This window comes from Antiquaquibacter oligotrophicus (assembly GCF_020535405.1).
In the GTDB taxonomy this organism is placed as follows: domain Bacteria; phylum Actinomycetota; class Actinomycetes; order Actinomycetales; family Microbacteriaceae; genus Rhodoglobus; species Rhodoglobus oligotrophicus.
The window spans coordinates 802,360-823,083 of the sequence record NZ_CP085036.1 but is presented as its reverse complement, the minus strand read 5'-3'; the positions used below and the strand labels follow the sequence as shown (position 1 = coordinate 823,083).

20 protein-coding genes are annotated in these 20,724 nt (G+C 65.5%); 16 read left to right on the top strand and 4 right to left on the bottom strand.

What is annotated here, in order from left to right; translation table 11 throughout:
• Positions 1–27: 27 nt before the first annotated feature.
• The gene (locus LH407_RS04035; protein ID WP_322132577.1) at positions 28–264 is read left to right on the top strand and encodes a hypothetical protein; all 237 of its coding nucleotides are present in this window, start codon (positions 28–30) and stop codon (positions 262–264) included.
• A gap of 71 nt (positions 265–335) precedes the next feature.
• Here LH407_RS04035 and LH407_RS04030 read toward each other — a convergent pair whose 3' ends face one another.
• On the bottom strand, positions 336–1,229 hold the full coding sequence (locus LH407_RS04030) for a DUF4349 domain-containing protein (protein ID WP_322132578.1): 894 nt from the start codon (positions 1,227–1,229) through the stop codon (positions 336–338).
• Between the two features lie 188 nt (positions 1,230–1,417).
• On the opposite strand from LH407_RS04030, the gene LH407_RS04025 reads away from it, so the two are divergent.
• From LH407_RS04025 to LH407_RS04015, 3 genes are read left to right on the top strand one after another with little or no spacing between them, the layout of a single operon-like run.
• A complete protein-coding gene (locus LH407_RS04025; protein ID WP_322132579.1) occupies positions 1,418–1,633 on the top strand; it encodes a hypothetical protein in 216 nt (71 codons plus the stop codon).
• A gap of 41 nt (positions 1,634–1,674) precedes the next feature.
• Positions 1,675–2,472, top strand: a complete 798-nt coding sequence (locus tag LH407_RS04020) for an alpha/beta fold hydrolase (protein WP_322132580.1) — start codon at positions 1,675–1,677, stop codon at positions 2,470–2,472.
• A gap of 23 nt (positions 2,473–2,495) precedes the next feature.
• On the top strand, positions 2,496–3,482 hold the full coding sequence (locus LH407_RS04015) for an aldo/keto reductase (protein ID WP_322132581.1): 987 nt from the start codon (positions 2,496–2,498) through the stop codon (positions 3,480–3,482).
• A 3-nt stretch (positions 3,483–3,485) separates the two neighbouring features.
• Here the strand turns inward: LH407_RS04015 and LH407_RS04010 are convergent, their stop codons facing one another.
• On the bottom strand, positions 3,486–4,199 hold the full coding sequence (locus LH407_RS04010) for an alpha/beta fold hydrolase (RefSeq protein ID WP_322132582.1): 714 nt from the start codon (positions 4,197–4,199) through the stop codon (positions 3,486–3,488).
• 101 nt (positions 4,200–4,300) lie between these two features.
• Between LH407_RS04010 and LH407_RS04005 the strand changes: the two genes are divergently transcribed.
• From LH407_RS04005 to LH407_RS03970, 8 genes are all read left to right on the top strand, one after another.
• Positions 4,301–5,692 carry a polysaccharide biosynthesis tyrosine autokinase gene (locus tag LH407_RS04005; protein WP_322132583.1) on the top strand — a complete coding sequence of 464 codons (1,392 nt, stop codon included), beginning with the start codon at positions 4,301–4,303 and terminating at the stop codon, positions 5,690–5,692.
• 84 nt (positions 5,693–5,776) lie between these two features.
• Positions 5,777–6,730 (top strand): hypothetical protein, encoded by a 954-nt coding sequence (locus LH407_RS04000; protein ID WP_322132584.1) that lies wholly within the window; start codon positions 5,777–5,779, stop codon positions 6,728–6,730.
• Positions 6,727–7,773, top strand: a complete 1,047-nt coding sequence (locus tag LH407_RS03995; protein WP_322132585.1) for a glycosyltransferase family 4 protein — start codon at positions 6,727–6,729, stop codon at positions 7,771–7,773. Before LH407_RS04000 ends, LH407_RS03995 begins: the two co-directional genes overlap by 4 nt.
• Complete coding sequence (locus LH407_RS03990; RefSeq protein WP_322132586.1) at positions 7,766–8,689, top strand: glycosyltransferase family 2 protein; 924 nt, start codon at positions 7,766–7,768, stop codon at positions 8,687–8,689. Before LH407_RS03995 ends, LH407_RS03990 begins: the two co-directional genes overlap by 8 nt.
• The gene (locus tag LH407_RS03985; RefSeq protein ID WP_322132587.1) at positions 8,686–10,026 is read left to right on the top strand and encodes a hypothetical protein; all 1,341 of its coding nucleotides are present in this window, start codon (positions 8,686–8,688) and stop codon (positions 10,024–10,026) included. The genes LH407_RS03990 and LH407_RS03985 overlap by 4 nt, the downstream gene beginning before the upstream one ends.
• Positions 10,027–10,030: 4 nt before the next feature.
• Complete coding sequence (locus LH407_RS03980; RefSeq protein WP_322132588.1) at positions 10,031–11,014, top strand: glycosyltransferase family 2 protein; 984 nt, start codon at positions 10,031–10,033, stop codon at positions 11,012–11,014.
• Positions 11,007–12,311 (top strand): oligosaccharide flippase family protein, encoded by a 1,305-nt coding sequence (locus LH407_RS03975; protein WP_322132589.1) that lies wholly within the window; start codon positions 11,007–11,009, stop codon positions 12,309–12,311. Before LH407_RS03980 ends, LH407_RS03975 begins: the two co-directional genes overlap by 8 nt.
• Before the next feature lie 29 nt (positions 12,312–12,340).
• Positions 12,341–12,895, top strand: coding sequence for an NADPH-dependent FMN reductase (locus LH407_RS03970; protein ID WP_322132590.1), 555 nt, complete (start codon positions 12,341–12,343; stop codon positions 12,893–12,895).
• Between the two features lie 133 nt (positions 12,896–13,028).
• On the opposite strand, the gene LH407_RS03965 is transcribed toward LH407_RS03970, so the two are convergent.
• Positions 13,029–14,237 carry an MFS transporter gene (locus LH407_RS03965; RefSeq protein WP_322132591.1) on the bottom strand — a complete coding sequence of 403 codons (1,209 nt, stop codon included), beginning with the start codon at positions 14,235–14,237 and terminating at the stop codon, positions 13,029–13,031.
• Between the two features lie 216 nt (positions 14,238–14,453).
• On the opposite strand from LH407_RS03965, the gene LH407_RS03960 reads away from it, so the two are divergent.
• The 4 genes from LH407_RS03960 (at position 14,454) to LH407_RS03945 (ending at position 19,441) form a co-directional block, all read left to right on the top strand.
• Entirely contained in the window at positions 14,454–16,913 is a 2,460-nt protein-coding gene (locus LH407_RS03960) for a ribonucleoside-diphosphate reductase subunit alpha (protein ID WP_322132592.1), read from the top strand.
• An 84-nt stretch (positions 16,914–16,997) separates the two neighbouring features.
• Complete coding sequence (locus LH407_RS03955) at positions 16,998–17,993, top strand: ribonucleotide-diphosphate reductase subunit beta (RefSeq protein ID WP_322132593.1); 996 nt, start codon at positions 16,998–17,000, stop codon at positions 17,991–17,993.
• A gap of 62 nt (positions 17,994–18,055) precedes the next feature.
• Positions 18,056–18,475, top strand: a complete 420-nt coding sequence (locus tag LH407_RS03950) for a GNAT family N-acetyltransferase (RefSeq protein ID WP_322132594.1) — start codon at positions 18,056–18,058, stop codon at positions 18,473–18,475.
• A gap of 9 nt (positions 18,476–18,484) precedes the next feature.
• A complete protein-coding gene (locus tag LH407_RS03945) occupies positions 18,485–19,441 on the top strand; it encodes a quinone oxidoreductase family protein (RefSeq protein ID WP_322132595.1) in 957 nt (318 codons plus the stop codon).
• Between the two features lie 28 nt (positions 19,442–19,469).
• Here the strand turns inward: LH407_RS03945 and LH407_RS03940 are convergent, their stop codons facing one another.
• Complete coding sequence (locus LH407_RS03940) at positions 19,470–20,693, bottom strand: carboxypeptidase regulatory-like domain-containing protein (RefSeq protein ID WP_322132596.1); 1,224 nt, start codon at positions 20,691–20,693, stop codon at positions 19,470–19,472.
• Between the last annotated feature and the right edge of the window lie 31 nt (positions 20,694–20,724).

Sequence of the window (20,724 nt, the reverse complement as noted above, 5' to 3'; positions counted from 1 at the left end):
GGGATGCCCGTTCTTGAGAGGAACACCATGTCTGAGTACATCTACGCCGGCCCCGCTGACATCGATCGCGCGATCGCGTTTCTCGTCGCCCTCGACGCGGAGCAGCGCAACGCTCTCGCGGTGCTCGAGATCGACGACGCGATCCAGGAGGCGGAGGGACACTACGAGAAGGCCGTCGCCGACCCCTCGTACCGTCCCGACGACGACTTCATCGCGCGTCTGAGCGGCTACCTCGCGATGGCCGACGACCGCGAAACCCCCTAGTTCTCCGCTCCGCCCCTGAGGTGCCCACTTCGGTGGGTGTTTTTGGGATCAGACCCACCGAAGTGGGCACCTCACGAAGTGTGGGTGGGAGGTAGCGACGCCGCGGCGGGCTCCTCGGGTGCCTGCGCGACCCTGCGGCTGCGGCGCCACCGCAGGAAGAACAGGATCGCGGCCGTGATGATGGCGGCGAGGATGATCCAGGGTAGGAGCACTCCGAGCACCACCAAGAGTCCCGCGAAGAAGCCCACGAACGCGTTCCATCCCGCGACGAGCCCGTCGATAAAGGTGATGGGTCTCTCGACGGGAGCGTCCTCGGTCGACACGAGATTGAGTGTCACCGTTGAGAGGGCCACCTGGTCCGCGTAGTACCGGCGCTCGGCCTGCATGCTCTCGAGTTGTGCCTGGCGATCGGAGATCGCGGTCTCGAGTGCGATGAGGTTTTCCGTGTCCGTCGCCGTCGCCAGTAGCGCTTCGAGACGCTCGATGGAGGCGCTCAGCGCAGAGATTCGGGCATCCAGGTCCTGCGTGGCCATGGTCACGTCGGAGGAGTCCAGCGAGATTTCCTGCACCTCACCCAGCTCCTTGAACCGATCCAGAGTCTCGGTGAGACCCTCCGCGGGGAGTCGCAGGGTCAGCGTCGCGCTGCCCCTGTTGCCGTCAGCCGGGGCGTATTCGTTTCTGCCGTCCACACGCCCCCCGACGGATTCGGCAATTCTGATGGCCTCGGATGCCGCCTCGAGCGGTTGCTCGACCGTGACCGTCATCCATCCCGTGACGATGACCTGCCGCTCCGACTGCGTGGGATCGGTCGACATTTCGTCGACGGCAACGCTGCCGCCCTCTGAACTCTGGTATTCGACCTCGGGAGCCGGTGCGGACGCGGAGTCCGCGCCACCGGCGGAGCAACCGGTGAGTGCGATCGCGCCGAGAACAAGTGCTGTGGGAATAAGAAGAATGCGCCTCATGGCATCACGCTAAGTTCTCGGCGGTGCAATGGCTACCCAACGTTTGCAACGATTTGGGCGTCATCGCCGTGAGCGGGTCGTCCCGAGTCTGGGAGCCTGGTGTGCATTCCCTCCACGAGTCGCACCGCGGTACTACTGTCACACCACAGGGTGATTACGCCCCCTGTACCGACCGCGAGGAGGACATCATGGGTCTGCTGGATGACGCCAAGGACGCCGCTGAGGCAACCGGTAAAAAGATCGGCGAATGGGTCGACGACACCAAGGAGCGGGTCGAAGACAAGGTCGACGAACTGCAGGCCGATGCCGAGGTCAAGCGCAAGGAAGCGGAGCTGCGCAAGGCCGAGGCCGACCGCGACGCGACGGAAGCGAAAAACGAGTACAAGGAGAAACTGCGCGACTGATAACTCAGGCGCCACCAAGAGCCACTCGCTAGTCTCGAGCCATGAGCTGGTTCGCGCGCATCGCGTCGGCTCTCCATCGACACCGGGCCCCTCTCCTTCACGTCGCAAGCGACGTGGGCGAGGGGCCCGTCGTCGTTCTGCTCCACGGGATCGCCTCGTCGGCGTCAACCTTCCGTCGTGTGATCCCGCAGCTAGAAGGCCGCTACCGCTGCATCAGCCTCGAGTTGCTCGGGTTCGGCGGCTCGCCAGCGCCGGCGGGGGCGACGTACACGATCGAGGAGCACGTGGCATCCATCGCCGCCACCATTCGCTCGCTCTCATTGCGTGAGCCGTTCATCCTCGTGGGGCACTCGCTCGGCAGTCTGCTCGCCGCCCGCTACGCCGCGCAGAACCCGGCTCGCGTCTCACGGCTCGTGCTCGTGAGCCCGCCCGTCTATCTCTCGCCGACCGAGCTGGGCGACCCGCGCGCGCGGAGCCAGGTCGAGTTGTATCTGCGGCTCTACGAGTTCCTCCGCGCCAACAAGGACCTCACCATCGCCAGCGCGACCGCCCTGTCACGGCTGTTACGCCTCGGCTCCGCGCTCGAGGTCAACGATCGTAATTGGGATGCCTTCATCCTCAGTCTGAAGAACTGCATCGAGTCGCAGACCACCGTCTCCGACATCTCCCGTGTCGCCGCGCCCGTGGACGTTGTCTACGGCGGACTCGACCAGTTCATCGCGCCCGCGACCCTGCGCATCATCGGAACCATGCGCCACGTGACCATGCATCGCGTCGATGTCGGCGATCACCTCGTTCGCACCAGGATCGCGAGGGAGCTCGTGTCGGTCATCGGTTGATCCAGATTTGTTACCGTACGTCCATGGACATTCGTAGTACCCGTCGCCTCGGTCGCGACGTCTCCGCTATTGGTTTGGGCACGTGGCAACTCGGCGCGGATTGGGGGGATGTGAGCGAGGCGGATGCCCGCGCCATCCTCGACGCTTCCGCGGAGGCGGGGGTCACCATCTTCGACACCGCCGACGTGTACGGCGATGGCCGCAGCGAGGAGATCATCGGCGGCTTCCTCGCCGATCGCCCCGACCTGAACATCTTTGTTGCCACAAAGATGGGTCGTCGCGAGGCGCAGGTGCCGGAGAACTACTCGCTCGCGAACTTCCGGCAGTGGACGGATCGTTCGCGCCGCAACCTCCGTCAGGACACTCTCGACCTCGTTCAGTTGCACTGCCCGCCGACCCCGGTCTACGTCGAGGACGCCACCTACGATGCGCTCGACACCCTCGTGGACGAGGGAGTTATCGCGCGGTACGGCGTGAGTGTCGAGACGGTCGAGCAGGCTTTGCTCGCGATCGAGCGACCGAATGTCGCGAGCGTTCAGATCATCCTCAATGCCTTCCGGCTCAAGCCCCTCGACATCGTCCTTCCCGCCGCGATTGAGGCCGGCGTCGCCATCATCGCGCGAGTCCCGCTCGCGTCCGGCCTGCTGAGTGGCAAGTACACGAAGGACACGGTCTTCGCCGCGAACGACCACCGCACCTTCAACCGTCAGGGCGACGCGTTCGACGTCGGCGAGACGTTCTCGGGTGTCGACTTCGAGACGGGTGTTGCTGCCGCACAGGAGTTCTCGTCGTTCGCCGAGGCAGAGGGGCTCAGCGCCCCTGTCGCTGCCCTCGCGTGGCTCGCCCAGTTGCCGGGCGTCACGACGGTCATCCCCGGCGCGCGTTCGGTCGACCAGGCTCGATCTAACGCGTCGGCAGGTGCGGTGCCCCGACTTTCCTCCGACTTCTCGGCGAAAGTGCGTGACCTCTACGACAGGTCGTTCCGCGAGGCGATCCACCACCGCTGGTAGCTCTCAGCCGAGGAGGCGCTCGGTGAGAACCGCGAGCGTCTCCTCCGGCTTGTCCCGATGTGGTGAGTGCCCGGCGCCGGCGATCACTCGGTAGTCGATGGACTCGTTCTCCGCGGCGAGCGTTCGGCCGAGTTCGGGGTCCAGCATCGTGTAGATAGCGGGGTCTCCCGCGATGAGAAGTGTGGGCGAGCGCAGCGCGCGGGCCTCGGCTCGGACATCCCACCGGCCGGTGTCGCGGAAGCTGCCCTCAACGGCCGCCGGATCGACGGAACGCACACCGACGAGCTTCGCTGCCCGATCCCGTTCATCCCAGTGCGGCTTTTCTGCGGCGACGGACGCCTCGTCTAGACGCAACTCGCTCACCTGGTCCGCGAGGACCGCCTCGAAGTCGGCTTCCGGCACCTCGAGCACGGGGTCGAGGAGGACAAGGGATCGTGCAAATCCCGGCTGGGAGGCAGCAAGGACCGCGGCGGCACCTCCGAGGGAGTGAGCGACCACCGCATCCCAATTCTCACGGGGAAGGTCCGACGCGTAATCCCGCAGCGCATACGAGTCCGCGGGTGCGCTCGCTCCGTGGCCGCGGAGGTCGATGGTCGTCACACGCGCGTGCGGCGCGAGGGCCTCCACGACGCGCCACCACGAGTCGGCCGACGAGCTGAGGCCGTGGACGAGGAGGATGCGCGGCCCAGCGGATCCGGATTGGTAGCGTTCGAGCATCCCCACACGGTACGAAGGAGTACCGCGAGCCGCAACGTGGCGGGCCGCACTCGCGATGTGTGACACCATGTCATCAGGACTGTTGGGGAAAGGTTTTCGACGTGGAACTTCGCGATTACGTGCGCGTTCTTCGCCGTAGTTGGATTCTCATCGCGCTTTCCCTGCTTCTCGCCGTCGGCATCGCGGCAGCTCTGTCGCTCGTCCAGACGCCCCGTTACACGGCGTCGTCGAAGGTCTTCGTCTCGACCCAGGCAGGCGAGACAACACAGGACCTCGTTCAGGGCAACAACTTCACCCAGGCCCGAGTGAAGACCTACGCGTCGCTCGTGACCACGCCGATCGTGCTCGAGCCCGTCATCGACAAACTGCGGCTGGATGTCACGGCGGCAGAACTCGCGCTCGCCGTCTCCTCGTCCTCACCCCTCGACACAACACTCATCACGATCTCGGTGACCGACACCGACCCCAAACAGGCCGCCGACATCGCGAACGCGGCATCCCAGAGCTTGTCTGCTGTTGTCCGTCAGATCGAATCCACCGAGGAGACCGGTTCGCCGGTGAAACTCACGCGGGTTCAGGACGCGACCGTGCCGACTGTCGCGGTGAGCCCCAACGTTCCGCTCAATCTCGGTCTCGGTTTCTTCATCGGCCTCGTGGTGGGTGTGGTCGTCGCGGTACTCCGTGAAGTGCTCGACACCCGCGTGCGCAACGAGCGTGACATCGAGTCGATCACCGACATCCCGATCATCGGGGGAATCGCCTTCGATCCGCGCGCGGTCGATCGCCCGCTCATCGTTCACGAGGACCCGCGCAGCCCGCGTGCCGAGTCGTTTAGAACACTGCGCACCAACCTCCAGTTCGTCGATATCGAGCGGGGTTCGCAGGCGTTTGTGACCACATCGGCCGTCGAGCAGGAAGGCAAGAGCACCACCTCGGCCAACCTCGCCATCTCCCTGGCGGATGTCGGCAAGCGTGTGCTCCTCGTCGACGCCGATCTACGTCGCCCCAAGGTGGCCGAGTACATGGGTCTCGAGGGCGCGGTCGGACTCACCGACGTGCTCATCGGCAGCGTTGTCCTGTCCGACGTCGTCCAGCCGTGGGGAACGGGAACACTCTCAGTCCTCCCCGCCGGCACACTCCCGCCCAACCCGAGCGAACTGCTGAGCTCCGCGGCGATGCAGAAGCTCGTCGACCACGTGCTCGAGTACTACGACGCGGTCATCTTCGACGCACCTCCGCTGCTGCCGGTGACGGATGCCGCGATCCTCGCGAAGAAGGTCGGTGGGGTCATCCTCGTGGCCGCCGCGGGGCGTACTCAAAAGAACCAGGTCAAGGGCGCTCTCACCGCCCTGCGGACCGCCGGAGCCGACGCGTCGGGCATCGTTCTGACGATGCTTCCGGCCAAGGGACCGGACGCCTACGGCTACGGTCGCTATGGCTACTATGGGTACGGTTCCGGCGCAGTGCCCGCAGTGGAGACACCCGCCTCCTGAGCATGCCGGATCGCTTCACCCCCGGAAGCGAGAGTACGACGACGTCGTCGTGAGCACCCCTCCGGGGCAAACGACGGGAGATACGTGGTTTCGCATCCGAGGTCGGCGGCCCCCGCAAACCGCCGTCCGAAGGCGCCTCGCAGTTCCGCAGCGCGCGCCATCGGTGTGATCCTCGTTGTCCTGTTCTTGCTCATCGATGTCATCCTCATCGGGATGGCGGTGATCCGGATGAATCAGGTGCAGCCCGGGGCCGCCAGCCCGATCCCGTCCTTCGACGACGGCACAACGCCTGCGCCAGAGTCGACCGAGGAGCCTGTGGCCGAGGCATCCTCCGGTCGTTACCTCTCTACTGTCGACGGCAGGACGATCTGGCGCTCCACCCTCGGCTCCTGCGACGGACCCGACGCGCAGCTCGAGTACAGCGTCGATGGCGGTGCCACCTGGGCGGTTCTGACGACAACCGAGATGCGCGCGAGACAGGTGCTTGCCCTCGAGGTCGTCGATGCCGACACGATCTGGGTTGTCGCGCGCGCCGGCGACTCCTGTGATGTCGCCGGTTTTGCGTCCTTCACCGCTGGCGAGTTCTGGGAGCCTAGGCCCGAAGCGGTGAGCCTTCTGCGTTACGTCGATCGGGATGCACCCGATGTGGTCCATCTTCAGGGGGCATCCGTTCCCGGCCCGTGCCCGGTCGCCCAACAGGCACAGGCTCGAGACGCGACAACAACCGTGGTGTGCGACGACCTCGTTGCCGAGTCGATCGGGGGAGGGGCGTGGGCAAGCCTCGAGGTGCCCGGCATTCTCGCCGCGTCGCCCGCACCCGGCGGCCACGTGCTCGCCGTGTGGGGCGGTGAAGGATGCGACGGCATCTCCGTACAGGCGGTTCCGTCGCCACTCGGATCCGAGTTCCCGGTGCGTGTCGGATGTATTCCCGCCGAGGATCCCCCCGCTGACATCGCACTCGCCCGACTGGGGAACGCGACGTGGGCATGGATCGACGGTGAGTTCCGCTCCTCCGCCGACGGTGGGGCCTCGTGGTGAGCGATCGCGTTTACCTCAATATGTCCTTCGTCGGGCAGCGCATTACGGGCCAGCAGCGGTTTGCGACCGAGATCTCGCGTCGCCTCGGCGGGCGATCCGTCGTCGTTCCCGTCTTCGTGCCGTCGTGGGTCCGGTGGAGCCCGCTGCGCTGGTTGTGGGTGCAGCTCATTCTGCCGGTGCGAACGTGGCGCGGGACCCTCGTGAGCCTCACCACGCGCGCGCCCGTCGTGCATCCCCGGCACATCGTCGCCATCCACGATCTATTTCCGCTCACCAACCCGGAGTGGTTCTCGGCACGATTCGCGTCCGTTCAGGCTTTCGTTCTGAAAGCGCATTTGCGCTCGGCGAAGACCATCGTTGCCGTCAGCGAACCCGTCGCCGAGCAGGTGCGGGCGCTCGCGAAGCGCGCGCCCGAGGTCATCGTCATCCCAAACGCTCCCAGCGAGATTTTCACCGCGGACGGCCCGGACACGTCGGGCGTTCTCGAGCGCCTCGACCTCACGTCGGGCTCCTATTTTCTTGTTGTGGGTAGTCGCGATCCGCGAAAGAACCTTTCGCGTGTGGTGAGTGCCTACGGCACCCTGTCAGCTGAGGAACGTGCTCGCACGCCCCTCGTCGTGGCAGGCACCGAGAGTTCGATTTTCGAGCGGGAGAACATCTCCTGGCCGGACGGCACAGTCCACATCGGCTACGTGACCGATGACGAGCTTGTCGACCTCTACCGCAACGCTCGAGCCACCGTGTTCGCGAGCCTCGCCGAAGGATTCGGCCTGCCGGTCGTCGAAGCTGCCGCGTGCGGCTCGCCCCTGATCCTCTCGGACATCCCGGTTTTCCGGTGGCTGTGCGGGGAGGCCGCGACCTACGTCGACCCACACGACACCGCGAGCGTCGCGGCTGCTCTGCGTTCGTCGTTGCGCGGCAGGTCGCGCGAGAACGAGGCAGGGCTGCGAGTTGTGTCCCAGCGTTTCTCGTGGGACCGTTCGGCCGGCAGGCTTCTCGAGACGATCACCGGTTCGCTGAGGTCGGAGCGCCCGATTGGATGATTCGCTCACAGGCGACTCCGGATCTGCACCAGCATCCCGCATCGGCGTCGTCATCTCCACGCTCGGGCGCGCCGCATCGCTTCAGCACTTGCTCGAGGATCTCGCGGCGCAGACTCGTCCGCCCGCCATCGTCATCGTGTGCGACCAGTCGACGTTCGCCGATGGCTCGGCAGCTGGTGAGCTCTCGGTGGAGGCGGTGTGCGGGCGCTTCGCCGCCGTGCTTCCTCTCGAGCGCGTGACGTCGCAGCGCGGACTCTCGCGCGGGAGGAACGCAGGTGTAGCGGCGCTCGCGGGGCGAGCGGATTACGTGTTTTTTCCCAACGACACCTCCCGCGTGGCATCCGATTTTTTCGCGAGATTCACCCCGGATGAGAACGCACAGATCGTCGCCGGTCACTATCGAGACGACGCGGGAGTTCGGCGGGACTTTCCCGCCGAAACGGTGCCCGTGAGCAAGGGAAACGTCTGGCGTGTGATGGAAGCGGCCATGCTCGTGCGTGTCGATGCGGTTCTCGCGGCGGGCGGCTTCGACGAGCACCTCGGTTCTGGAGCCGACTCGCCGTGGCAGAGCGGAGAAGGCACCGACCTTCTCCTTCGGATGAGTGCATCCGGCGCTCGCGTCCACTTCGATCCCGACTTGGAAGTACGGGGTGTGCGGGAGACCGACGGCCTCGACGGTGCAGCGCGCCGTCGCAAGCTGCGCGCCTACGGGCGCGGCTATGGCCATATCCTCAGGGAATGGGATTTCGGGGCACGGCGAGCGTGGGCGGCCGTGCTGGGTGGGCTGACCCTCGGGGTTCGGCAACCCGGACGGTTCAGCGTCGGTGATGGCCTCGTTGTGGGATTGGGTCGGGCGGAGGGAGTCATGAATCGGCTCCTGGGAGATGCACGCCGCACGACGGCGGTGGATCGATGACAACGACCGCACCCGAGATCGCGGATGCCCCGGCGCTGGCCGACACGCCATCGACGACCACCGTTCCGATCCTTCTCCACTGGGCGTGGTCGCCGGTCGGACTCATGCTCCTTCTCCCGTTGCCGGCTCTCGTCGCGGCTCTCACCGTGCCCGACGACTACTACGTCAACCTCTGGGGGCAGCCCCTCTTTGTGACCGCCGACATCAAGCTCCAGGCCTTGCTGTACTCGGCCGTGATCCTCGGGGTGTTTGTCTCGCTCCAACCACTCATTCGCAGATCCGGTCAGCTAAGCTTCTCACCGGCGCAGGTGCAGTGGGTTGTCGTGGCGACGACCGTGCTCGCGTGGATCACATTCGCCTCGTACACGGCATGGCTCGTGATCGGCATCGCCCGAGGAATGGACCTCGGAATCATCATCGACCTCGTCGAGGGCGAAGCCTCCGCGCCGTATCGGTTGAAAGAGTTCTACCTCGACCCGGTCAGTGGCGTGACGACGTGGACGCAGCTTGCCATCGTTGTCGGTCCACTCGCGGTGCTCCGGGGCAAACTCACGGGCCGCAGTCCTGTGCCCCTCGTGGTGGCACTGCTCGTGGTTGCCGCTGCTCGAGCACTGCTGTTCAGCGAGAGGCTCGCGCTGCTCGAGGTTTTTGTGAGTGTTGCGATCGCGTGGCTCGTGTTCCGGGACAAACCACCCTTCTTCTTCCGTTCCACCTCGGCCGTGCTCCTGAGTTACGCCTCGTTGTGGGTGGGCCTCATCGTCTTCTTCGGCGTCTTCGAATACACACGATCGTGGCTTCACTACTACGCGGGCCGATTCGACGGCGGCATCGTCGACTTCGCATGGCAACGTCTCCTCGGCTACTACGCGACGGCCATCAACAACGCGGCTCTTCAAGGCCAGATCGCGGACTCCGATTTCTCGTTCGCCTTCCTGCTACAGGGTGATCTCTACGCGACCTTGCTCGGGCCGGCCGGGGAAGACGCGAGTCGTTTCGCCACGAGCCTCCAGACGCTGTCCAACCCCGAGTTCAGCAACGTCTCCGGGCTGCTCGTGCCCGGCAACGCGCTGGGTTCGCTCGGCGGACTCGTCTTCTGGGTGATCTCCGCAGCCGTCATCGGGATCGTCGCGATCCTCGCCTCGCGCGGCAAGCTGCTGGCGATCCTCGCGTACTGCACGGTGGGCATCGGGGTGCTCGAGATCGTGCGGTTGTTCTACTACGGAACATCGCGCTACCTCGCGGTGGTCATCTGCCTGCTCGCTCTCGCCCTGACGTACTTCATCGTGACGCGGGCCCACGCGCAGGAGACACGAATACTCCGCAGGCTGCCCGAGTGATGGCATGAGCATCCCGTCCACCGACCGGTTGCCGACCATCAGTGTGATCGTCGCGTTCCACAACGATGCCGAGTTCGTGCCGCACGCCGTGGCCGCGCTGCGCGCCCTCGACTACCCGCGCCTCGACATCGTTCTCGTGGACGACGGATCGACGGATGGCACGGCCGACCTCCTCGACGATGCGACCCGCGACCTTGCGGGGGCACGCCTGCTGCGCAACGACACCAATCGGGGAGTGGCCGCGAGCAGAAATCGCGCGCTCGCCGACGCGACGGGCGAGTTCGTGTGGTTCGCGGACTCCGACGACCGATGGGACCCGAGCATCCTGCGAGCGCTCGTCGCGGCCCTCGGTGAGCGCCCCGATGCTGGCGTCGCCGTGTGCTCCGCGTCGATTGTGACCCCCGACGGCGTGAGCACCGGGGCCGTGGACCCCGTGGGTTCTCGGGTCGTGCACGACCGTGAGGCCGCGGTGCGGGAGTTTCTCCTCGGACACATCACCGGGTATCTCTGGACCAAACTGGTGCGGCGTGATCTTGCGAGCGAGTTCCCGCTGCAGCGCTCGCTCTCCGATATGGCGTTCATCGCGGGTGCCCTCTCCGCAAGCAGCACGGTTGTGCACACTCCCGAGCGCCTTTACAGCTACGTGCAGCGAGGCGGATCCATCACGACGGGCCGCGCCGTCGACCTCGACGATCTCGCGCTCGCGGCCAGCGACGTGCTCGCTCAACTCGCAGACGCCCCGAGTGCGCTCCTGACCGCCTTCCGGTATCGCTTCGCGGTGGTTCCCTGCCACACGCAGTGGGCGCGGCGTCGTGAGCCGCGGCGGGATGAGGTTGCGGGGCTCGAGGTGCGCGTTCGTGTCCGCGACATCCCGAGCATCCTCGCTCACGACCGCCGCACGGCCGTCAAAGCTCTGTGGATCGCCCTGACGGGCGCACTTTTCCCGCCGACCTACCGAGCGCTCACGCGGGGGAGACGACGTGGCTGACCGCACGAGTGAACGGGTTCTCGTGTCGCTCGTCGGCAACGTGTTCCCACCGTTGAGTGCCTTCGTCACGGCGCCGATCCTCGCCCAGGTGCTCGGGGTCGAGGGTCGCGGCGAGCTGGGAGCCGCGACCGCGCCACTCCTGCTCGCCCTCGGGATCGCCACGTTCGGGATGCCCGAAGCGATGACCCACTACGTCGGGCGCAGCACGGGCAGCCTCCGCGCGGTCGTGACACGGGGTCTCGCCTGGCTCACCCTCGGCGGTGCTCTCGGAACGGCGGCCATCATCCTGCTCGCTCCGGCGCTCGCCGCGGGTTCCGACGCCATCGCGCGACTCATCGCGATCGCGGCGGTGGCACTCCTTCCGAGCCTCCTTCTGAGTGGTCTCCGCGGCGTCGCGGCGGGCCTTCACCTGTGGGGGCTCGTGACCGCGGAGCGTCTCATCTCCTCCGTTTTCCGGCTAGGGGGGATTGTTGCGCTCGCCGTGACCGGTACCCTCACCGAACTCACGGCCACGATCGTGATCGCGGGGACGTCTTTTGTTGGTGCCGTCGTCTACGTTGTGCTGCCGAGGCACGTCTCGCGTCGGCGCGGGGGCCGTGAACTCGTCGCCCACGCGGGGCTGCTGTCGTTTGGCAGCAGGGTGTGGGTCGGCTCCTTCATCGGCATCCTCCTCGCTCGGTTCGACCAAGCGATCCTCCTGCCGCTGTCCTCGGCGGTGGCGCTCGGACTCTATGTCGTGGCCGTGAGCATCAGCGAGTTGCCGCTCGTCTTCAACAGCGCCATGCGTGATGTCATGTTCTCGAGCGAATCGGAATCCCAGCAAGACGAACGTCTCGCTCTCGCGTCGCGCACCTCCACCATCGTGACCGCCGCCATCGCGGTCGTAATCGCGTTGGTGAGCATCCCGGGCATTCCGTTTCTCTTCGGCGCGGACTTCGCCGATGCGCTCGTGCCGACACTCATCCTCCTCGGGGGGGTGGTGCTCGGAAATCCGGGGTCGATCGCCTCGATCGGCCTGAGCGCGCGCGGGCGCCCGGGGCTGCGGGCCTTCGCGCTCGCCGTGGGATTCACGGCCAATCTTTTGCTCATCATCGTGCTCGCACCGATACTCGGCGCGACCGGCGCCGCGATCGCAGCGTGCGCCGGTGCGATGCTCTCCGGCTTCACCGCGATCCTGTGGATCCGCAAACTCTTCGGGTTCCGGTTGAGCGCCTTCTACGGACTGCGGCGCGGCGATATTCAGGCGATCGTGGCGGCTGTGGCATCCATCGCCGGGCGCTTCCGTCGCCGGGCATGATGCCAGCCGGTAAATGGTTGACTTGACACATGAAGCTCATGATCATCGTCGGCAGTATTCGCCCCGGCCGGGCAGGGTTGCCGGTCGCCCAGTGGGTCCACCAGCGCGCCGCCTCACACCCGAGCATTGACGTCGACTTCGTCGACCTCAAGGAACTCGCAATGCCGTTCATGGATGAGCCGAATCATCCGGCCAAACACGAGTACACCAAGCCGCACACCATCGCGTGGAGCGAGCGAGTGGATGCCGCTGACGCCTTCATCCTCGTGAGCCCCGAGTACAACCACTCCTACTCGCCGGTGCTCAAGAACGCACTCGACTACCTGTCGCGCGAATGGCACCACAAGCCCGTCTCGATCGTGAGCTACGGCGGAGTCTCGGCCGGGACGCGTGGAGCTGCAGCTCTCGAGCCCGTGCTCACGACGATCGGCCTGGTCAAGACGGGCGCCAACGTCGAGATCAACTTCATCGCACAGCACATCACGGACGGCGTTTTCCACCCGGAGGAGAAGCACGATTCGCTCCTGCACACGTCGCTCAACCAGCTGCGCGACCTCGCCGAGGCGCTGCGCCCGCTGCGCTGAGCGCAGCGCCCGATCCCAAATACAGGAGATCCGTGTGATCCGGGCCCCTCAACCGCGTGGAGTGCGGCGCAGCAGCCGAATCTCCTGCATTTGGGATGAGGATGCCCGGGGTGCTGGAGCTCGCTAGCTCCCGCTAGCTCGGTTGGGTTGGCACCGGGGCCGTGTCGGGGATGGGGCTCGCGTCGCGCCCGCGCAGATCGGGGTGCCAACGGCGCAACAGCGTAGGCACGAGAGCGCCAGCAAACGCGAAAGCGATCGCCGCCCAGAAGGCGCCGATCGCACCATTGGCGTCGATCAGGAAGCCCGCCACGGCAGAACCGAGGGCGGCGCCAATGAGTTGTCCCGTTCCAACCCACCCGTAGGCCTCTGCGGTGTCACTGAACTTCACGCTCGACGACACGATCGCGAAGATGACCGCGAGGGCGGGGGCGATGCCGATGCCGGCGATCAACAGAGCGAAGGCGAGCCACCAGAAATCGAGCCAGATCGATGCGAGCGCCATGCCGACGAAAACGATGAACATGCGGCGCGCGAGCGCCCACGGCCCGATCGGCACGTGCCCGAGCGAGAGGCCTCCCGCGAGGGAACCGATAGCCCATATCCCGAGCACGATGCCGGCCTCGGGCCCGCCGTGGCCGAACACGGCGACTACTCCAGCTTCGACCGCCGCGCACGCGCCGACGAGGAGGAAGCCCGTGATGGTCGCGAGCAGCACCGGTCGGCGCGTGAGAACGGTGCCGAAGGAGCGTTTGCTTCGCGGGATACGAACGCGGCCGACATCCGGGGCCGTGATGAACCAGATTCCGCCGACCACGAGGAACGCTGCGGCGAGGAAGATCGCCGATTGTGTCGACACCTGGGTCGCGACGAGGGTCGTGATGACAGGGCCAGCCACCCAAATGATCTCCTGAGCCGAAGCATCCAGGGAGAAGAGCGGTGTGAGTTGGCGCGAGTTCACCATCTTCGGGTAGATCGTGCGTACGGCGGGCTGCACGGGCGGGGTGCTCAGGCCGCCGATGAACCCCACCACCATGTACATCGGCACGCTCATGGGGATGATGGCGATCGACAGGATCGCCCCCGTGCAGATCACGAGGGTGAGGATGAGCACACGACGCATGCCCCACACACCCATCCACCGACTCGTGAGTGGTCCGGCGATGGCCTGGCCGATGCTCGTCGCGGCGAGGACGAGGCCCGCCGCACCGTACGAGTCGTGAACTCGCTCGACGTGCAGGAGATAGGCCAGTGAGAGCATCCCGCTCGGGAATCGGGCGGTGAGCTGAGCCGCGATGATGCGCGCGACCCCCTGCGTTCGCAGGAGATCCAGGTAGCTCTTCACAGACCAACCTTAGTTCGCCGGCCGCGCCTGTGGAATTGTGTAGAACACGGGCGAACTTATCCACATCTGTGGATGACACGCCCACTACATCTAGGGTTACCGCAGTGTCGGTACCCCGCTATATAGTGATTGCACCGCGCAGCCGGGGACGGGTCGCGAGGCATCATCAGGGGAAGAGATCGGGTCGTTTTTGGCGACCCAAGAGGAGAGATTTTCGTGGGAATTACAGTCGTCAAGCGCAGTGGCGAGCGGGAGCCGTACGACGCGAACAAGATCAATCTCGCGATCGAGGCGGCGACCGTCGGACTCGACGAGAACATCACCTGGGTCACCCAGATCGCGTCCGAGCTCGAGCTCACCCTCTTCGATGGCATCACGACGCAGCAGCTTGACGAGGCCGTCATCCAGGTCGCGCTGCAGAACGTCAAGGACGACCCCGCTTTCGACACCGTTGCAGCACGTCTCCTCCTCAAGACCATCTACAAGCGTGTGCTCGGCGACTACGCGACCTCGGAGGAGCTCAAGGAGCTGCACCGGGCCCACTTCAAGCCCAACGTGACCCGCGGGGTCGAAGAGGGTCTCCTCGACCCCCGCCTCGTCGAGATGTTCGACCTCGACTTCCTCGCCAGCAAGCTGGAGCCAGCCCACGACGAGCTCCTCAAGTACATCGGTGTTGTCACCCTCAACAACCGTTACGGCATCAAGGGTCGCAACGGCGACGCGCTCGAAGTTCCCCAGTACTTCTGGATGCGTATCGCCATGGGCCTCTCGCTCAACGAGGCCAACCCCACCGAGGCGGCCCTCAAGTTCTACGAGAAGATGTCGAGCCTCGAGTACCTCGCCGCAGGTTCTACCCTCGTCAACGCCGGCACCATCTACCCGCAGCTCGCGAACTGCTTCGTCATGGAGATGCAGGACGACATGGAGCACATCGCAAAGACCACACGCGATGTCATGTGGCTCACCAAGGGCACCGGCGGCATCGGCCTCTCGGTGACCAAGCTTCGTGCGCAGGGCTCGCCCATCCGCTCGAACAACACCACGTCGACCGGTCCGATCCCCTTCATGCACACGATCGACTCGATCCTGCGCGCCGTCAGCCGCGGTGGCAAGAAGTTCGGTGCCCTGTGCTTCTACATGGAGAACTGGCACCTCGACTTCCCCGAGTTCCTCGAGCTGCGCAACAACTCGGGTGACCCCTACCGTCGCACCCGCACGGCCAACACGGCCGTCTGGATCTCCGACGAGTTCATGAAGCGTGTGCAGAACGACGACGACTGGTACCTCTTCGACCCGCTCGAGGTGAGCGACCTCAACGAGCTCTACGGCAAGGAGTTCTCGGCTCGCTACACCGAGTACGTCGCCAAGGCCGAGGCCGGCGAGATGCGGATGTTCAAGAAGATCTCCGCTCGTGAGCAGTTCAAGTCGATCCTCATCTCCCTCCAGACCACGAGCCACCCGTGGCTCACCTGGAAGGACACGATCAACAACCGTGCCCTCAACAACAACACGGGAACGATCCACCTCTCGAACCTCTGCACCGAGATCACGCTTCCGCAGGACGAGGACAACGTTTCCGTCTGCAACCTCGCATCGATCAACCTCTCGCAGCACCTCATCACCGACCCGGCAACGGGCGCTGTTCGGGTGGACTTCGGCAAGATCGAGGAGTCGGCACGCCTCGCGGTGCGCCAGCTCGACAACCTCATCGACATCACCCGCTCGAGCGTGAAGGAGGCGGACTTCTCCAACCAGGAGAACCGTGCCGTGGGCCTCGGTGTCATGGGCTTCACCGACATCATCGAAAAGCTCGGCCACTCCTACGAGAGCGAAGAGGCGTACGACCTCATCGACGAGATCATGGAGCACGTCTCGTACGCCGCGATCGACGCATCCACCGAACTCGCCAAGGAGCGTGGCGCCTACAACAACTTCGAGGGCAGCCGCTGGTCGCAGGGTCTTGTGCCGATCGACTCGATCGCGCTCACAGAGCAGGACCGCGGCATGCAGATCAAGGTCAACCGCACAACGCGTCTCGACTGGGATGCGCTGCGCGAGAAGGTCAAGGGTGGCATGCGCAACGCCACACTCATGGCCATCGCACCGACGGCATCCATCGGCCTCGTCGCTGGCACCACACCCGGCCTCGACCCGCAGTTCTCGCAGATCTTCAGCCGCGCGACCTCGAACGGCAAGTTCCTCGAGGTGAACCGCAACCTCGTTGCCGACCTGCAGAAGCGTGGCATCTGGGAGTCGACGCGCGAGGCGATCCTGCGCAGCCAGGGCGACATCCAGAACATCGCGGCAATCCCGGATGACCTCAAGGCTGTGTACAAGACGAGCTTCCAGCTCTCGCCGTACGCATTCCTCGAGGTGGCCGCTCGCGCCCAGAAGTGGATCGACCAGGCGATCAGCCGCAACATGTACCTCGAGACGCGTGACCTCGGCGACATGATGGACATCTACTTCGGTGCCTGGGAGCGCGGCGTGAAGACGACGTACTACCTGCACATGAAGCCCCGCCACACGGCGGAGCAGTCCACGGTCAAGGTCAACAAGACCGAGGAGCTCGTCGCCTCGAAGTCGGCCCCGGCCGAGGCATCCGCCGGTTCCGCCGCCCCCGCTGCGCCTGCGCGCCGCGGCTTCGGCGGACTCGCCCCGAAGGCAGGTGCGTGATGGATCGGGTAGCCGAATACGACGTTCCGGTCGATCCGATGGACGACCTTCAATGCGACAGCTGCCAGTAGGCGGGAAGAAGACATGGGAATTCTAGGAACGGGCCTCCAGGAAGGCCTTCTGCTCAAGCCGATCCGCTACCAGTGGGCAATGGACCTGTACGACCAGGCCGTCGCGAACACGTGGTTCCCCAACGAGATTCAACTCGGTGAGGACATCGCGGACTTCAAGAAGATGACGGATGAGGAGCGCCACGCGGTGACCTTCCTCATGAGCTACTTCAACCCGAACGAGCTCCTCGTCAACAAGGCCCTCGCGTTTGGTGTCTACCCGTACGTCAACGCCGCGGAGGCGACCCTCTACCTCGCGAAGCAGATGTGGGAGGAAGCCAACCACTGCATGAGCTTCGAGTACGTGCTCGAGACCTTCCCCATCGATCGTGACGAGGCCTACAACGCCCACGTCGACATTCCCTCGATGGCGCGCAAGGAGGAGTTTGAGGTCAAGTACATCCGTCGTATGACGGAGCAGACGCTCGACATCACGACGACCGAGGGCAAAAAGGACTTCATCCGCAACCTCGTCGCCTACAACGTGATCCTCGAAGGTGTTTGGTTCTACTCGGGCTTCATGGTCGCGCTGAGCTTCCGCCAGCGCAACCTGCTGCGCAACTTCGGTTCGCTCATGGACTGGGTGGTGCGCGACGAGAGTCTGCACCTCAAGTTCGGCATCAACCTCATCCTCACGGTGCTCGAGGAGAACCCCGACCTTCAGACCGAGGAGTTCGCGCTCGAGATCAAGCAGATGATTCTCGATGCCGTCGAAATGGAGGAGGCGTACAACCACGACCTGCTCCCGAACGGCATCCTCGGCCTCAACGCGACGTACATCAACCAGTACGTCAAGTACCTCGCCGATCGTCGCCTCGAGGAGCTCGGGTTCGAGGCGCACTACAACGTCACCAACCCGGCGAAGTGGATGGCGGCAGCCAACGACACCCTCCAGCTCGTGAACTTCTTCGAGTCGACGAACACGTCGTACGAGTCGAACGCCTCGGCGTCCACTGGCTCGAAGGCCTAGCCACGGAGGCGATCGAACGGGTCGACTGGTTCGACCCGCGGGCCGTCGCGCTCCGTCAGGCGATGGATGCCGAGACCGGCGCCATGTACGCGGTGTTCACCAACGGCCGGACCCCGGAGCAGCGCGCTGCCATCGACGACGCGCTCTCCGTGGATCCCGCCGAGATCACCGACACACTCCTCGCGCTCGAGGACGGCGTTGCGGCGGGCACGGCCTCCCTGCGTCCGTTCGGCGATGAGCTCGAGGTGAAGAAGGTGTTTGTCGCGGTTCCGTTCCGGGGCCAGGGCTTGTCGCGCCGGATCATGCTCGAGCTGGAGGGCATCGCGCGGGTTCGGGATGTTGCATCCCTCGTACTCCAGACCGGGCCCCTGCAAGTGCCTGCCATTCGCCTGTACGAGAGTCTCGGCTACGTGCGCATCGAGCCGTACGGCAAGTACGGTGTGATCGACGACACCCTCTGCTATCGCAAGCAGCTTCTCTGAGAGGACGACATGACCAACGGCCGGGCCATCATCGCGAACTCCTTCGGCACACCGGAGGTGCTCGAACTCGTCGAGCTGCACGTGCCCGAACCGGGGCCAGGTGAGGTCACGATCCTCGTGCACGCGGCGGGGGTCAACCCCGCGGACATCAAGAAGCTCGCCGGGCAGTTCGGTTCGCCGTCATTGCCGATGAGGTTCGGCAGTGAGGTCGCCGGGGTCGTCCAGGCTGTCGGACCGGATGCGGTCGGGCCCATGGGGCCCATCGAGGTCGGTCATTCCGTGATCGCCTACCCGGTGTCGGGCGGCTACGCGGATGAGATCACCGTCAAGGCGTCATCGGTGCTGCCGATGCCCGAAGGTCTGTCATGGCCCGAAGCCGCGAATCTCCTGGCCACCGGGGTCACCGCGTGGCACCTGCTCGAGGCGACCGGGGTGGGAGAGGGTGACCGGGTGCTCATCCACGGTGCATCCGGTGGTGTCGGGTACACGGCTGCCCAGCTCGCTCTCCTCCGCGGGGCGACGGTTGTCGGCACGGCGAGTGCCGCGAACCAGACGCTGCTGACGGATGCCGGGGCCCGCGCCGTCGTCTACGGTGACGGGCTCGCCGACCGAGTGCGGGCGGAGTTGCCCGATGGCGTGGATGTCGCCCTGGACACGGTCGGAACCGACGAGGCGCTGGATGTCTCGGTCGACCTCGTGTCGGACCGTTCACGCATCGCGACCATTGCTGGCTTCGCGCGGGGTGCGGAGCTCGGGGTGAAGATGCTCGGGGGTGGCCCCGGTGCAGACCCTGGTCGCGACATCCGCACGGCCGCGCGCCCCGAGCTCATCGCGCTCGCCGATGAGGGCAAGATCGACATCGTGATCGCCCGCACGTTCCCGCTCGAGGCGGCCTCCGAAGCCCTCGAGCTCGTTCGCTCGGGTCACCCCGGCGGCCAGGTCGCCCTGCGCCCCAACGACCACTGACCTTTCGTGGGTCAAGCCTTGTCGTGGCTCACGCGGCGCGCCTTCTACGAATGACCAGCACGATGATGACGGCCGCGATCGCCACGACGATGACCACCAGGGTCACGATAAGCCACGTCAAGTCAGGGCCGGCGACGGAGGCCGCAGGCTGAGGATCGGCCGTCGAGACGAGCCTGATCGTGATGTGGTCGACACTCGTGCCCGCGTAGTTGCGGACGAACCCGTCCGCGGCATCCTGCTCGTAACCCTCCGGCACCTCCGCCACGACGATTGTCAGGTCGCCGTCGACCTTCACATTCTCGAAGACGAATGCGCCGTCCTTCGCCGTCGTCGTCTGCAGTGTTTCGCCGTCCTTCTCGAGCCGAAGTTCTCCACCGAACAGATCACCGTCGGTGCCGTCACCGGTGAGCACCACCGTGCCGGCAATCGAATTGCTCGACGTGGCGGGTTTCTTCGCGACGAGGAACAGATCCTGCGCGGAGAGATTGGTGCCGGCCGTCAGCTGCGCCGGTCGTTGGTCGACCGAATACCCGGGAGCGATCGCCTGAATGACGGCCTTCCCCACCGGCACCGACGGGAGGGTGTACTTGCCGGTCGTATCGGTGTTGACGGGTCCGTAGCCTTTGCCGTTCACGGACACCGTGACCGTGGCGCCGGCGATGGGCTTCTTGCTCCCCGCGATGAGGACGGTGCCGCTGACACTCACGGTTTGCACGGGGGTCGGCGAACTCGTCGGCGTCGGTTTGGGCGTCGGCTTCGGGGTCGGTGTGGGGCTTGGCGTTGGCGTTGGCGTGGGGGTCGGAGTTGGACCTGATCCCGTCCAGATGCCCAGAACGTAGGGTGCGTCGTCGGGTGGGCTCGTCCAGTCCGCGTCGTCGAGGTCGGTGACGATGGCTAGGGGGTCGAGCGACCAGAAGTAGTCGTCGTCGGAGGAGTACACGCTGAACGCGTACTCCTCACCGTCCCCGACCGGCACATCGAGCTCGAAGCGCCCATTGTCGTCGGTTTCGAGTGTGCCGAGCGGCCGCTGGTCGGTGCCGTCGTCCACGTACACGGTGACATCGAGTCCGGGGATGCCGGTGTCGCTGGGTGGGCCGTCTGCGGCGACCCGGTAGGTCACGCGTCCTTCGAAGGTGACGTCGCCATCGCTCGGATCGTCGTCGGCAACGGCAGGAACAGCAACTCCCGCGGTGAGAGTCAGTGCGGCAACCGCGAGTGCGGTCACACCCCATCGGCGAATGGCAGAGTTCATGACAGGCCCCAGTCCTAGGCCGAACCGAACG